This is a genomic window from Paenibacillus sp. Y660 (genome assembly GCF_057221575.1).
The window spans coordinates 129919-142705 of sequence record NZ_JBXBBJ010000015.1 but is presented as its reverse complement, the minus strand read 5'-3'; the positions used below and the strand labels follow the sequence as shown (position 1 = coordinate 142705).

The 12787-nt window shown below is 50.2% G+C and carries 13 protein-coding genes; 2 read left to right on the top strand and 11 right to left on the bottom strand.

Annotated features, from left to right (window positions below):
• The 9 genes from AC2TDN_RS17555 to AC2TDN_RS17515 all read right to left on the bottom strand — a co-directional run.
• Positions 1 to 207: hypothetical protein (locus AC2TDN_RS17555; protein ID WP_484689364.1), on the bottom strand; the 207-nt coding region annotated here is incomplete at its 3' end.
• Positions 208 to 256: 49 nt separating this feature from the next.
• Complete coding sequence (locus tag AC2TDN_RS17550; RefSeq protein WP_484689361.1) at positions 257 to 1099, bottom strand: MetQ/NlpA family ABC transporter substrate-binding protein; 843 nt, start codon at positions 1097 to 1099, stop codon at positions 257 to 259.
• A gap of 54 nt (positions 1100 to 1153) precedes the next feature.
• A complete protein-coding gene (locus AC2TDN_RS17545; RefSeq protein WP_484689359.1) occupies positions 1154 to 1816 on the bottom strand; it encodes a methionine ABC transporter permease in 663 nt (220 codons plus the stop codon).
• Complete coding sequence (locus tag AC2TDN_RS17540) at positions 1813 to 2814, bottom strand: methionine ABC transporter ATP-binding protein (protein WP_484689371.1); 1002 nt, start codon at positions 2812 to 2814, stop codon at positions 1813 to 1815. Before AC2TDN_RS17540 ends, AC2TDN_RS17545 begins: the two co-directional genes overlap by 4 nt.
• 242 nt (positions 2815 to 3056) lie before the next feature.
• The gene (locus tag AC2TDN_RS17535; RefSeq protein WP_484689356.1) at positions 3057 to 3650 is read right to left on the bottom strand and encodes a lipoprotein BA_5634 family protein; all 594 of its coding nucleotides are present in this window, start codon (positions 3648 to 3650) and stop codon (positions 3057 to 3059) included.
• Between the two features lie 308 nt (positions 3651 to 3958).
• Positions 3959 to 4444, bottom strand: coding sequence for a thioredoxin-dependent thiol peroxidase (bcp, locus tag AC2TDN_RS17530; protein WP_482068546.1), 486 nt, complete (start codon positions 4442 to 4444; stop codon positions 3959 to 3961).
• Positions 4445 to 4505: 61 nt separating this feature from the next.
• Positions 4506 to 5297 carry an ABC transporter permease gene (locus tag AC2TDN_RS17525; protein ID WP_482068545.1) on the bottom strand — a complete coding sequence of 264 codons (792 nt, stop codon included), beginning with the start codon at positions 5295 to 5297 and terminating at the stop codon, positions 4506 to 4508.
• A gap of 5 nt (positions 5298 to 5302) precedes the next feature.
• Complete coding sequence (locus tag AC2TDN_RS17520; protein WP_484689350.1) at positions 5303 to 6097, bottom strand: ABC transporter permease; 795 nt, start codon at positions 6095 to 6097, stop codon at positions 5303 to 5305.
• A complete protein-coding gene (locus tag AC2TDN_RS17515) occupies positions 6094 to 7119 on the bottom strand; it encodes an ABC transporter ATP-binding protein (RefSeq protein ID WP_482068543.1) in 1026 nt (341 codons plus the stop codon). The genes AC2TDN_RS17520 and AC2TDN_RS17515 overlap by 4 nt, the downstream gene beginning before the upstream one ends.
• 370 nt (positions 7120 to 7489) lie before the next feature.
• Here AC2TDN_RS17515 and AC2TDN_RS17510 point away from each other — a divergent pair, with 370 nt between their 5' ends.
• Together AC2TDN_RS17510 and AC2TDN_RS17505 are read left to right on the top strand one after the other, a co-directional pair.
• Positions 7490 to 8584 carry an LCP family protein gene (locus AC2TDN_RS17510; protein WP_484689346.1) on the top strand — a complete coding sequence of 365 codons (1095 nt, stop codon included), beginning with the start codon at positions 7490 to 7492 and terminating at the stop codon, positions 8582 to 8584.
• An 88-nt stretch (positions 8585 to 8672) separates the two neighbouring features.
• A complete protein-coding gene (locus tag AC2TDN_RS17505) occupies positions 8673 to 9986 on the top strand; it encodes a glutamate-1-semialdehyde 2,1-aminomutase (protein WP_484689343.1) in 1314 nt (437 codons plus the stop codon).
• 588 nt (positions 9987 to 10574) lie between these two features.
• Here the strand turns inward: AC2TDN_RS17505 and AC2TDN_RS17500 are convergent.
• Together AC2TDN_RS17500 and AC2TDN_RS17495 are read right to left on the bottom strand one after the other, a co-directional pair.
• Positions 10575 to 11729, bottom strand: a complete 1155-nt coding sequence (locus AC2TDN_RS17500; protein ID WP_482068540.1) for a PQQ-dependent sugar dehydrogenase — start codon at positions 11727 to 11729, stop codon at positions 10575 to 10577.
• A gap of 100 nt (positions 11730 to 11829) precedes the next feature.
• Complete coding sequence (locus AC2TDN_RS17495) at positions 11830 to 12684, bottom strand: inositol monophosphatase family protein (RefSeq protein WP_482068539.1); 855 nt, start codon at positions 12682 to 12684, stop codon at positions 11830 to 11832.
• Between the last annotated feature and the right edge of the window lie 103 nt (positions 12685 to 12787).

Sequence of the window (12787 nt, the reverse complement as noted above, 5' to 3'; positions counted from 1 at the left end):
GGGGTTGGGGTTGGGGTTGGGGTTGGGGTTGGGGTTGGGGTTGGGGTTGGGGTTGGGGTTGGGGTTGGGGTTGGGGTTGGGGTTGGGGTTGGGGTTGGGGTTGGGGTTGGGGTTGGGGTTGGGTTCGGGGTTCGGGGTTCGGGGTTCGGGGTTCGGGGTTCGGGGTTCGGGGTTCGGGGTTCGGGGTTCGGGGTTCGGGGTTCTCAAATAAACGCCCCTGCCAGCTCGGCAGGGGCGCTTCTTAACCTAGTGGCGCTTAAAATGCTGCTACGATCGCGCCTTTATATTTTTCTTCTATAAATTTCTTAACTTCAGGTGAACGAAGTGCTGCTGCGAGCTTTTGAATGGCCTCGGAGTCTTTGTTGTCAGGACGCGAAACCAGAATGTTCACATACGGCGAGTCATTGCCTTCGATGAACAGCGCATCTTTTGTTGGAACAAGATCTGCTATAAGCGCATAGTTCGTGTTGATGAGCGCAAGGTCTACTTCGCCTAGCACGCGCGGCAGCGTTGCTGCTTCGACTTCCGCAATTTCAAGCTTCTTCGGATTTTCGGTAATGTCTGCGACTGTCCCGTTAACGCCAACGCCGTCCTTCAGCGTCAGCAGTCCGTTCTCCGCCATCAGCGAAAGTGCGCGTCCGCCATTCGATGGATCATTAGGAATGACAACCTTCGCGCCTTCCTTCAGCTCATCAATTTTTGCAATTTTTTCCGAGTAAGCGCCGAATGGCTCGATGTGTACGCCTGCAACGTTAACGAGATCATAGCCTTTATCCTTGTTGAATTGCTCTAGGTAAGGTGTATGCTGAAAAAAGTTAGCATCAATATTTTTTTCAAAAAGCTGCGTGTTCGGTTGAACATAATCGTTAAACTCCATCACTTCCAGGTTTATGCCCTGCTCCTTCAGCATCGGCTTTACGAATTCAAGCAGCTCCGCATGCGGCACCGGAGACGCTCCTACCTTCAAGGTAACCTCTTCCGCTCCTTGTCCTGCTTCACCATTCGTATTTGTATTGCCCTCGGCATTTTTGTCTTGTCCGCATGCTGTTAGTGCGAACATTAGCATCATAGCGATGATCATATAACTTGTTTTTTTCATGTTCATTCCTCCATATTTGTGAGTTCAATTTAAAAGGCATAGCTCGCAAAACACTTACTTTCTGCTATAACGACGGACCAAAGCATCGCCAATCGATTGCAGCACCTGAACAAGTACGATAAGCAGGGCAACGGTCACGAGCATGACATCGGTTTGGAACCGCTGATAGCCGTACCGCAGAGCCAGATCACCAAGCCCGCCCCCGCCGATGACGCCTGACATCGCCGTATAGGAGACGAGCGTAACCGCTGTGATCGTCACCGCGGCGAGCAGGCTCGGACTGGATTCACGCAGCAGCACGCGCCGCACGATATCCCATTTCGAAGCGCCCATCGCCTGAGCAGCTTCAATGACGCCGCGATCGACCTCGCGCAGCGACGTTTCCACCAGCCTCGCGAAGAAGGGGGTTGCCGCTACGACGAGCGGTGGGATCGAGCCCTCCACGCCAAGCGTCGTTCCCGTAATGAGCTTGGTGAGCGGCATAATCAAAATCATAAGAATGACGAATGGAACGGAACGCAGCACGTTGACGATAAACGAAAGCACGCCATAAACGATAGGCTGCTGCAGCAGCTGTCTGCGAGAGGTTAGAAAAAGGATGATGCCGATTACTAATCCTAAAATAATCGTAAATACAAGCGACGCCGCCATCATATAGAGCGTATCCTTGGTCGCATCCCATATCTCAGGCCATCGAACGTTTTCGAAGCTCATCATATCCCCTCCACCTCCAGACCTTCCTTGCGCAGCACGGCAATGACCTGTTCAATCTCCTCATTACTGCCGATCAGCTCCACGATAAGCTGGCCATATGGCGTCTGCTTCATGCGCGATACGGTACCCTGCAAAATAGCAAATTGCACCGATGTTGGCTTCACTGCATTATACAAAATCGGTTCATAGGTCAAATCGCCGATGTAAGTCATGCGCAGCAGACGCCCCGTGCGCCCGCGCAGCAGCTGGCCGTTCGCCCCGCTGTCTGACACTTGATCGACAAAGTCGCGAGTAACGGGATGCTCAGGCCTGAGAAAGACGTGAAGCACGTCGCCTATCTCAACGATTTCGCCTTGATCAATGACCGCTACGCGGTCGCAAATCGAACGAATGACGTTCATTTCGTGAGTAATAAGCAATATGGTAATGCCAAGCTTTTCATTAATATCGAGCAATAAGGACAATATCGAATTCGTTGTTTGCGGGTCAAGTGCCGACGTCGCCTCATCGCACAGCAAAACATCCGGATTGTTCGCCAGCGCCCTTGCAATCCCGACACGCTGCTTCTGGCCGCCCGATAGCTGCGCGGGAAATTTATCCGCGTGCCCCTCAAGCTGAACAAGCTTCAGCAGCTCGTCTACGCGCTTGTTCACTTCAGCCTTCGAAAGCTTAGCCAGCACAAGCGGAAAGGCGATGTTATCCCTTACCGTGGACATCGACAGCAGGTTGAAATGCTGAAAAATCATTCCGATACGCCGCCGCTGCGTCTGGAGCTGCCGCTCGGACAAACCGGTCAATTCCACGTCCCCAACAGCTACGGTACCCGACGTCGGCTTCTCAAGCAAATTGACACAGCGCAGAAGCGTGCTTTTTCCAGCGCCGGAATGACCGATAATGCCGAATATTTCACCTTTTTTAACCGTTAAACTAACGTTTCGAACCGCATCCACTGAAATAGCACCTGCACGGTACGATTTTTTGATGTTATTGAGCCTAATCAGTTGTATAACCTCCCATCGGACAAGCAATACAATATTGTATTAATGAGACCGCATACTGTCAATGTCAAATTAAACCAATTAATGTAAGTTCACCATTTGCTCCCCTCCAAAGCATGTTGACGAGCTTCATCATATTGTTTCCTCTTTCCATTTTTTTACTCTTGAATAAACTGCAAAACCGTAGCAAAGAGGCGCCCCACAAGTAGATTAATCGACTCGAGAGCACCTCTTTGTTAGAGCTATTATTTTATTCTGACAAGCTGTTGTGTCTCCACCTCGAGCGTTCCCATTAAACGTTCAGCATTTTTTTTGATTTTCATAACCGCCATCGTTTTTTCCTTCTCTTGCAGCGCTTGCCAATGGGAGTCTTCAAGAACGACAAACCTATCCACATAGGCTCGGCCATCCCCAATAATAATATTTCCCTCATAGTTGACCGGCAGCGTACTTTCACTTCCAATAACTTTGTCCGCCTTTTGCTTGGCAAACAACAAGCCCTCTTTTCCTGAAACCGGGGGCAATGAAATTACAGTCTCCGTGCTGCCATCCGCTATTACTCTTGTAAGAAGCTTTTTTTGGATTAAAGCATCAATCGTCCTTTGCGACAGAAACATGTTTTTTTGTCCGTCAGTTTCTGCGGTTTTAATTGCAAACACATCGCTTGCTTCTAGTTGCTTAGCATGCTCCTTTAAAACGGCATCGATCTGCTGTCTCTCCCCATAAGCAATGATCCCGCCCGCTTGCGGGAAAATGATATCGATTACTGCTTTTCCCCCAAACCACGCGATAAAAATGAAAGCGACAACAGCCAGTACGATTGTTAACCATTTTTTCATATTGCATCTCCTCTGCCTTTCATCTGAATGGTCCTATATTTAAAAGGAATCTTGCCCTGTAAAAATAACAACAATATTGACGGCAGCTACAGTCGTTATTGTATTTAGCCATTTGTTCATTTGTTGTTGCCTCCTTTTCTTATCGTTTATCTATTGCCTATCCTATAGAAACGACCGAATGTCAGCCATCGATTTGAGTGACAATTTAGGTGACAGGTTTGTAAGAAAAGCTGGGCTAAAATAGAAAAATGGACGGTGCAGATATCGTACTCTGCACCGTCCATTTTCAACTTTATATATGCCTCGTATTACCCTGTAACCTTAGACTGCAATTGCTGCACCGCTTCAAGCACCTGCTGCGCATGCCCTTTTACCCTTACCTTGCGCCATTCCTGAACCAGCTTGCCTGCCGCATCAATCAGAAACGTCGACCTGACAAGTCCCATATACTCCCTGCCGTACAGCTTCTTTAATTGCCATATGCCGTAAAGCTCACATACTGCGTGCTCCGTATCGGCCAGAAGCAGGAAAGGAAGCTCCTTCTTCTCTATAAAGCGCTGATGCGATTTTATCGTATCGAGGCTGATGCCCAGAATAACGGTATTATGCTTCAGCATCTCCGCGTTTGCATCGCGAAAATCACAGGACTCCTGTATACAGGCGGTCGTCATATCCTTCGGATAAAAGTAGAGGACCACATTTTTTCCGCGATAATCTCTAAGTGCAACATTATCTCCATTTGACGCCGGCAATACGAAATCCGGGGCCGTGTCTCCCACTTGAAGCTGTGTCATCTAAAGTCCTCCAAAAACATTTTGTAATGGCACCGCAAGCGCGGTGCTCACAGCGCTCTGACTAAGAGCCAGCTCCACGATAACGCTTTACTCCGTGGTTCCATAGCCACAGCCCCAATGAAAATACGACAATGCCCATGACAGGCGTCAGAAGCGCAAGCTGTGACAGGTCATCCGCCTTCTTCTCAAGGAAATAAGATGCCGGTATAACGCCGACGAAAGCGAATGGAAGCAGCCATGTCAGCACGAACCGGATCATTTTGTTATAAATGTTAACCGGATATCGGCCGTAGTTTTGAATATTGTACATAAGCGGCACGATGCCGGTCGGCGCGTCGGAATAGAAGGATATGGCGCTGAGCGCCGTATATAGTCCCGCGTAAATGAGAACCGCGCCCAGTACGAGCAGCATGAGCATCAATAAATCGAGCAATTGGAACGGCAGATCGAGCTGCGCCCAGCAGAGAACCATAATGATCGCACCGACAAAGGAGCCGATCAACGACGGCGGATCTACATTTTCGAGCAGCACCTGATAGAGGCTATGAGCCGGCCTTGTAAGGACGCGGTCCATCTCTCCTTTTACGATATAACGCTCGCTGAAATTCCAAATGCTGAAGAATGTGCTGAACACGCCATAAGGAATCATGAAGAAACCGTAGACGAACACAACCTCAGCCTCCGACCAGCCGCCAAGCGAAGGCGTGTGCTGGAATACAATCAAGATGAAGATGAGGTTCATCCCTTGGAACAATAAGTCCGACAGCACCTCAACCCAGAAATCGGCACGGTAGGTCAGTCTTGTTTTTGCATAGTTTTTAATGTATTCCCAGAACAATGATGCGTATCTCATCTCTATTAACCTCCTTGCACGAACAGCCGCTTGCGAGCAGCGCGCCACGTCAGCCAGATTGGCACCAGCAAGCCTGCAAACCATAGCACTTGAATGCCGAGTACAGGCAGCACTTCGCTGCTTGGCGTCCGTCCCGTAAACACGGAGCTCGGCAAATAGGTGATGGCCTGGAACGGCAGCCACTGCATGATTGCGGAGAGCCAGCCTGGGAAAAAGGCAATCGGCACGACCACGCCGGAAAACAAATCGACCATAACCCGTTTCATCCGCATCATGCCTTCGTTATTTTCAACAAAAAACGCGAACAAGCCGGTCAAAATATTAATTTGTGAATTGATCAGAAAGCTAAAGAACAGCATGACTAGATAAATGAGCCATGTCATTGGATCTGTAGGCAGCGTAACCGGGAAAATGAGACAAACGATAATCATCCCCGGCACCATGAACAGCAGCATTCGGAATAACCCCTCGCCGAAGCCCTGCATCATTTTGACGAGCAAATAGGAATAAGGCCTGATCAGTTGAACCGAAACGCTGCCGTCCCGGATTTCATTCGCGATCTCGCGATCTAAGTTGTTGAAATAAAAGGCGCGAGCCATCCAGGATACGGCAACGTATGTTGTCATTTGGGTCACGGTAAAGCCGGCAAGCGTCTCCTGATCGCCGTAAATCGCCTGCCACAGAAAGTAATAAGCGCCAATGTTAATGGCATAAATGATAATGCCGCTATAATAATTAACGCGGTAAGCAAGCATCATGATAAACCGGATACGAATAAAATCGATATAAGCGCTCATCATGACTGGGCCGTCTCCTTCGAGGTTGACGCTGAGCCTGAGGAATAGATGCTGCGAACGATATCGTCCGTGTTGGTCTCAATGATTTTGATGTCGCGGATCTCAACGCCGCCAACTACGCACGACAGCGCATCGGATACATTAACGGCATGCGGCAGCCACATTTTCGCGCTCACTTCATTTTCCATCGTCCACGTTACATCCAGTGAATGGGTCAGCTGCTGAAGGACTGCAAGCGGCGTATGCCCTCCAAACTGGAACTGAATTTCGCGGCCCTTGCTCCATCGGTTCTTCAGATCATCAAGACCGCCATCGTAAATAATACGGCCGTCATCCAGCATGATGACGCGCGAGCAAAGCGCTTCAATATCTTGCAAATCATGTGTCGTCAGCAAAATGGTCGTTCCCTGCTCTTTATTCATCTGAAGGAGAAAGTCGCGGATTTCGGTCTTCACGACGATGTCGAGGCCGATTGTCGGCTCATCAAGAAAAAGAATGGACGGATTGTGCAGCAGCGAAGCAACAAGCTCGCAGCGCATTCGCTGTCCAAGGCTTAGCTTCCGAACGGGACGGTTGAGCAAATCACCTAGCTGAAGCCGCTCGACAAGCTCGTTCAGCCTTTTGCGATAATCCGCTTCGGATACGCGATATACTTTGCGCAGCAGCTGGAACGATTCGATCACGCCGATGTCCCACCAAAGCTGGGAGCGCTGGCCGAAGACGACGCCGATGCCGTTTACGAACTTCTCGCGATCCTTGAACGGCACGTAGCCGTTCACCTTGAGCTCTCCTGACGTAGGCACCAAAATGCCCGTCAGCATTTTGATCGTAGTCGACTTGCCTGCTCCGTTCTCTCCTATATAGCCGCATATTTCGCCTTGCGGAATTTGAAAGGAAATATCTTTGACCGCCGTTACCTCATTGTATTCTCGTTTAAACAAGTCCTTAAGGGCGCCGGATAGGCCTTCTCGGTTTTTCTGCACGCTGAACTGCTTGCGCAAATCCTTTACATCAATGGCTAACATCTGGTTGGAATAGCCCCTTTCACTTCGACATTTCCTAGGAAATACCGATCTTTTTTTACCTAAAACGATAAAACTTGCTTCTGGATGTCGTTCAGCTTTATAATTTTATGATATGTAATCATACAGTAGTTCACGCCTAGCGTAAACGGCTGGGCCTGCCGAAGGCAGCGCAGCCTCCGTTTGCTGATGAAATATAAGCTATTTGCTCTGGCCTTATACGTTCTTATATTTCTAGCGCAAACAGCTCCGCTAACCTTCTTCCTGGAAGCGGACCATTCGCTATGCCATCTTTGCTCATGTTTACATTTGAAATGTACCCTCCTTGGGACAAAAAGATCCAGCAGCATCTGAAGGGAGCACGTCTAACGAAATGCCTAAACAGACGAATAAGAAAAAAAGATGGAAATGGTTATACATTAGCCTCTCCGTAATTCTGGGCGCAGCAGCAGCTTTTATCATTTACTGGAGTGTAGGCATCTATAATGCGCTCGATAATTTCAGCGATCCAGAGGCAACGAAGGATCCTGTCGACAACGTCGAAGCCACGCCTGTTCCGATTCCCGAATGGGAGGGCAAGGAACGCGTTAATATTTTGCTGCTCGGCGGTGACGCTCGCGGGGTAGATGAGGGCCAGGCGGCTCGTTCAGACTCCATATTGGTCGCATCCTTCGATCCTGTTACCAAGAAAGCGCATCTGTTCTCCGTCCTTCGCGATACTTATGTCAACATCGAAGGATATGGCAAAGGCCGGATCAATACTGCGCTCACTCTAGGGGAATACCCGCTAGCCATGCAAACAGTCGGCGATCTGCTTGGTCTCGACATACAATACTATGTATATACCGACTTTGAAGGCTTTAAGAAGCTGATCGATACGATTGGCGGCATTTACTTCGACGTCGAGAAGGATATGCATTATACGGACAACGCAGATGGCAACCGCTACGATATCGATCTCCAAAAAGGCTACCAGCTGCTCGACGGCGACAAAGCGCTCCAATACGTTCGCTTCCGCCACGATGCCATGAGCGATTTCACGCGAACGGAGCGTCAGAGAAACTTCCTACAGGCGGTGTCCAAGGAGCTTCAATCGACCTGGAACATTATCAACATGAAAAAGATTCTCGACAGCGTACAGCCTTACGTCAAAATGAACATCAGCGTGCCTGATATGCTGAAGCTCGGCCAGCTTGGCGTCAAAAGCCACGTAGCCAACACGACGCAAATTCCGCCGATGGAACTGATCGCAGAAGACCGCGTTGGCGGCGCATCGGTCATTGGAATCAGCGACGAGGACGAGCTTCACTCCTTCGTACAAATGACGCTGGAGCAGGACGACACGGTGCCTGCGCCTACCGAGACCACTACGCCGGTTGACGGTGCGGCCAGCAGCTCTAATTCCAGTTCAAGTTCCAGTTCAAGTTCCAGTTCCAGTACCAGTTCTAGTTCCAACTCGAAACAGTAATCTATAAATACACGCAACGGCGAGCTTAAGTTGCGTGTATTTTGCTTCTCGAAATACCCACAACCCATTTTATTGGAGGCTGATATCCATGGCAATACAACGACCAAATTCAGATAAGCTTTATGAAGAAGCGCTGCAGCATATTGTCGGCGGCGTCAACAGTCCTTCCCGTTCCTACAAAGCGGTAGGCTGCGGCGCGCCGGTGTTCATGAAACGCGGCGAAGGCGCTTATTTCTGGGATGTCGACGATAACCGATACATCGACTATTTGGCGGCATACGGCCCCATTATAACCGGACATGCTCACCCGCATATTACGGAAGCAATCGTTCGCGCCGCGCAAAACGGTACGCTGTACGGCACGCCAACAGAACTTGAAATTACGCTCGCCCGCATGCTGAAGGAAGCGATCCCGTCGCTCGACAAGGTTCGTTTCGTCAACTCCGGCACGGAGGCCGTCATGACGACCATCCGCGTCGCACGTGCCTATACGAAGAAAACTAAAATCATCAAGTTCGCAGGCTGCTACCATGGCCATTCCGACCTCGTGCTCGTCGCGGCAGGCTCTGGACCTTCCACGCTTGGCATTCCCGATAGCGCCGGCGTTCCCGCCAGCATCGCCAGCGAGGTTATTACCGTTCCGTTTAATGATCTGCCAGCGCTGAAGGAAGCACTAGAGCGCTGGGGCCACGAGACGGCCGCCGTTATGGTCGAGCCGATTGTCGGCAACTTCGGCATGGTCATGCCGCAAGAGGGCTTCCTAGAAGGACTATGCAAGCTCACTCGCGATGCCGGCGCACTCGTCATCTATGACGAGGTCATAAGTGCCTTCCGCTTCCATTACGGCGCTGCACAGACGTATGTCGCTTTCCCAGATCATCAAGCGATCGAGCCGGACTTAACGGCGCTTGGCAAAATCATCGGCGGCGGCCTTCCGATTGGCGCTTATGGCGGACGCCGCGAAATTATGGAGCAGGTTGCTCCCCTCGGCCCTGCCTATCAAGCGGGCACGATGGCAGGCAACCCTGCCTCCATCTCGGCAGGCATCGCCTGCTTGGAGCTGCTGAAGGAGCCGGGCATTTACGACCGCATGAACGCCCTCGCTACCAAGCTGGCGACCGGCCTCCACGCTGCCGCGAAGCAGCATGGCATCCCGCTCACGATCAATCAAATTCGCGGCTCGTTCTCTGCTCATTTTTGCGATCATCCCGTTACCAACTACGATGAGGCGCAGGATACGGACGGCGAGCTGTTCGGCAGATTTTTCAAGCTTATGCTGGAGCAGGGCATCAACCTCGCGCCTTCCAAATACGAAGCTTGGTTCTTCACAACCGCGCACACAGAGGCCGACATTGATGAAACCATTCATGCGATTAATTATGCTTTCACTAAACTGAAATAACCGAATAAAGTTATGCACGCCAAGAGGGGTCCCAAAAGCAGTAAGCTCGCTGGAGAGATAGCTCGCTTTGAATTGAAATGTTGGAAGTGAAAAAATAGCGGTACAGGGGGCTATTCCTGTACCGCTATTTTTCTATTCAGGTCTATGGGCGCTTGTTTCATGAGATAGTGGGCAAGCGAAAGTCTCTCCACCTCCAGGCTTACCTTTGGCAAGCCACGAAGCAGGAATCGGCGGAATCCCTGGTTCATCTGTAGTCTCGGGTTCAATCATGCATGGGGCAAGAACCCTCTTGAGTCAGCATTTACGGGAAAAACTCCCGTTATTTCATGTGTTTTTTGGCAAAAATCAGGTTTAGATGGATTTTCTCCCGTTAATATCTCACTTTTGACCCTATTTCGGTGTATGTGCTCCGATTAACGAGAGTTTTTCAGCTAATGAACGAACTGGCCTTTTATCAGGAAAATAGATGGGGTTTTTCCTTTTAATTCCACAAAACCAAATGATTTGAGCTAGCCTTTTATTTCAAACTTGCGGGTTAGAACAATGAGCGCTGGAATAAGCGAAAAAGCCTGTGGAAAGTTAGGTTTGCTACTCAATAGGCTTAAGCAGGAGCAGACGATCATCCGTCTTCGACGGGATGCCGCGGCCATCGGTATTGTTCGTAATGACGTATATGCGGCCATCCTTCATTTTCACATCGCGAAGCCGCCCTTCACCTTCGAAAACAACAGCCATTTCACTTGTTGCCGGGTCGTAACGATAAATCGCTCCCCCCATCAAGGTCGCAATCAAAATACGGTTGCGCTCATCAATTGTCGCTCCCGAAGGCGCAATCGCCTTTTCCCCTGAATGGTAAATCGGGGTTATCATTCCCTCATGCTCTTCGTCCCCGTAAATGGTCGGCCAGCCGTAATTTCCGCCCGCTTTAATGATGTTGATCTCATCATGCCCGCCGGGATCTCCCGTTGGACCATGCTCTGTATTAAACATCACACCCTCGTGATTCCATACGAGTCCTTGCGGATTGCGATGTCCATACGAATACACATAAGAGCCTGGGAACGGATTATCCTCTGGCACGTTGCCATCTAGTGTCATACGCAAAATTTTGCCCGCCAAGCTGTTCCGATCCTGCGCCAGCTCCCTTTGCTGCGCATCGCCTGTCGTCACATAAAGCAGCTTGTCCGGCCCAAATGCCATCCGTCCGCCATCATGGTTGGCCGCGCCCGGTATACCTTCTAGCAGAGCGCGCACCTCATCCCATTGCTCGCCATTTTGCTTCAGAAGTACAACTCTATTCAAAATACGGCCCTTCTCCTCGTAGGTGTGATAGGCATAGGCCAGCTTTGACTTTGCAAAATCCGGCGCCAGCAGGAAGCCTAGAAAACCTCCTTCGCCGATACCATGCACGCCTTTATTCAAATGGACCGCTTGTCGTATCATCTTATTGCCGTCTACCTTGACAATATTTCCTTCTCGTTCGCTAATATATACGATATCCCCATCGAATGTTATAACCCACGGCACACGAAGCTCCTGCGCCAGCACCTCGTATGCTGCCGCTGTGTCATCCGTTTCTGCCGCCTCATTCGTCTCCGTTTCTTGCTTCTTGTCCGTTGTTTCTGCTGCTGAAGCCGTTGCCGATGGCTTCGATTCGGAATTTTCATTAGACTCGCATGCAGCCAGCATGCCTACGCACACCATCGTCATCATCAGCGCGGCTATCCGTTTTTTAGTAGTCATAATCAATTGATTCCTCCCTCTCAATCAGGCAGATGGGCTATGGCCAGAGACAAAGAAGGACACCGTACCTGCTTGCAAGCCGTACGCTGTCCTTCCCACACTATTCGCTTGCTTCCGCTTCAGCTAGAGCTTTGATAAGCTCCTCCTGAATAAGTCCATTCGACGCTACGACGTTGCGAACGCCCAAATCGTATGGCTTGCCAAGCGTATTGCTTACGACGCCGCCTGACTCCTGCACGAGCAGCGAGCCAGCCGCCAAATCCCAGCTATTTAGACCGATTTCCCAAAATCCGCTTAATCGTCCTGCTGCGACATATGCCATATGCAGCGCTGCCGAGCCGGCAATGCGAAGGTTCCGAACCTGCGGGGCTACCGCTTGTATGCCTTTCAGGTTGAGAGGAAGCGCATAATGATGATCGGCTGGTAGCCCGGTTGCTACAAGGCTGCCGCGCAGCGTATCATCCGCAGACACCTGCATCCTTTTGCCATGGACATAGGCTCCTTTGCCTTTCTCCGCGACAAACAGCTCATCTCTCATCGGGTCGTAGATAACACCAACGATGACCTCCCCATTGTGTGCAAGCGCGATCGACACGCAGAAGTAAGGGAAGCCGTGTACGTAGTTGGTCGTTCCGTCAATCGGATCGACGATCCATAAATACTCTGCGTCGCGAATATTTTCAAGCGCACGCGCAGAAGCCTCTGGTCCGGGCTCCACACCCTCTTCACCTAGAAAGGAATGGCGCGGAAAATGAGTCAAAATCAAATTTTTAATTAGCCGCTCTGACCCTTTATCTACTTCTGTAACAAGGTCATGCGAGGAATACTTTATATCAAGGCTGGCGTGATTGCCAAGCTTCATCTTAATCCATTCTCCTGCTTTCGACGCGCAGTTGATTGCGACAGCAGTAAAGCTTTTCCCGCCTACAACGAATGCGTTGTTCTGGTCACTCACGGTCCATCACTCTTTCCTCTATATAAATTTACAATCGTATACATACATGTTACCCGGGTATTACGTATAAGCTCCTATCAAGTTTCGCATAAGACTGTTCTCA